This is a genomic window from Burkholderia sp. 3C (assembly GCF_054589155.1).
Map to the genome: position 1 here is coordinate 305,223 of NZ_BAAILN010000092.1, position 1,781 is coordinate 307,003.

Genomic DNA, 1,781 nt, shown 5'->3' on the forward strand with positions numbered 1-1,781 from the left:
GGCTCGCGCTGGGCGGCCTGGTGGTGGGCGTCATCTCGATCTGGGTGCCGGACGTCTGGGGCAACGGCTACAGCGTCGTGAACTCGATCCTGCATGCGCCGTGGACCTGGCAGGCGCTGGTGATCGTGATGGTGTTCAAGCTGCTGGCCACCGCGGCCACCGCGGGCTCGGGCGCGGTCGGCGGGATCTTCACGCCCACGCTGTTCGTGGGCGCGGCGGCCGGCTCGCTGTTCGGGCTCGGCATGCAGATGCTGCTGCCGGGGCATGTATCGGCGTCCTACGCGTATGCGATCGTCGGCATGGGCGCGTTCATGGCGGGCGCCACGCAGGCGCCGCTGATGGCGATCATCATGATCTTCGAGATGACACTGAGCTATCAGGTGGTGCTGCCGCTGATGGTGTCGTGCGTGGTGGCCTACTTCGCGGCGCGCGCGCTCGGCCAGACCTCGATGTACGAAATCACGCTGCGCCGCCATCGCGACGAGGAAGAACGGCTGCGGCTGAAATCCACGCAGATGCGCGCGCTGATCCAGCCGGCGCAAACCGTGGTGCATCCCGACGCCACGGTGGCCGAAATGACGCGCGTGTTCCTCGAATATCCGGTCAAGTACCTGTACGTGACCGACGCCGACGAGACATTTCGCGGCGCGGTGGCGCTCAAGGACATCACGTCGGACCTGCTCGAAGGCCGCGACACGCAGCACAAGACGGCGGCCGACTACACCCACACGCCGTTTCCGCTGCTCACGCCCGACATGCCGCTCGGCACGGCGCTCGAGCACTTCATGTGCTTCCAGGGCGAACGGCTGCCGGTGATCGAATCGGCGGCGAATCCGATGCTGGCCGGGGTGGTCTACAAGACGTCGCTGCTCGACGCGTACCGCCGCCTGAACGGGAACCGTTGAGCGGCAGCCGTCCGGCAGGACAAGCGAAAAAGTCGGGAATTCGAAAGCATGCGAAGCGGCGCGGCGGCCGCTCTGCGCACATTCGGCGCGTTCAGCCGGGCGAGCGCCCGAGCACCACGCGCGCGAAGAAGCCACCGAGCGTGGCTTCGGTCATTTCGAGCGACACGAACTGCGGATCGGCCTGGTGGATCGCCTGGATGCCGTCGCACAAGCCCATCAAGCCCACCGCGAGCTGCTCGGCCGGCAGCAGCAGCGGCGTGCCCGCGCGCTCGGCGAACAGCTCGATGGTGGCGGCCATGTCCTGGATCTTCTCGCGCATGAACGCGATGTAGCGGGTGCGGAATTTCGCGTCGCGCGCGGCTTGCAGCTTGGCTTCGGCCCACAGCATGAAGGCCGGATTCAAACGGATGAACTGGCTGTAGAACGTCAGCGCGCGGGCTTCCATTTCGTCGCGCGTGCCGCCCGAATCGAAGATCTGCTGCAGCTCGGCGCGCATCGCCTCGTGATCGCACTTCAGCAATTCGAGCAGCAGCTCGGCCTTGCCGCCGAAGTTCGAATAGAACGCGCCGCGCGTGTAGCCGGCGGCGGCCGCGATGTCCTCGATGCTCGCCGCGACATAGCCCTTCTTCGTAAATATCGTGTTCGCGGAACTGAGCAGGCGCTCGCGCGTCTGGTCCTTGCTCTGTTCGCGGGTCAAGCGCTTCGGTTTCATGGCGCGAAGTCTAGCACCAAATTTCGGAAGATCCAGCTTTGCATTCAGATACAACTGTGTATTAGAATGCATCGCTGTTTTCGAGATACAGGCGTTCGCCGCCGGCCCGACAGGCCGTCGCGGCGGGCGCCGCCGCTCGTTGCGGCCGGCGCCTGGCGCCGGTT

At 65.9% G+C, this 1,781-nt stretch carries 2 protein-coding genes; one reads left to right on the plus strand and one right to left on the minus strand.

The genetic code is table 11. The annotated features are described in order from the left end of the window. A partial coding sequence (locus ACYP33_RS17670) for a ClcB-like voltage-gated chloride channel protein (protein ID WP_459623024.1) occupies positions 1-905 on the plus strand: 905 nt, incomplete at its 5' end. 91 nt (positions 906-996) lie between these two features. Here ACYP33_RS17670 and ACYP33_RS17675 read toward each other — a convergent pair. After that, positions 997-1,617 (minus strand): TetR/AcrR family transcriptional regulator, encoded by a 621-nt coding sequence (locus ACYP33_RS17675; protein ID WP_414445371.1) that lies wholly within the window; start codon positions 1,615-1,617, stop codon positions 997-999. Positions 1,618-1,781: the final 164 nt, after the last annotated feature.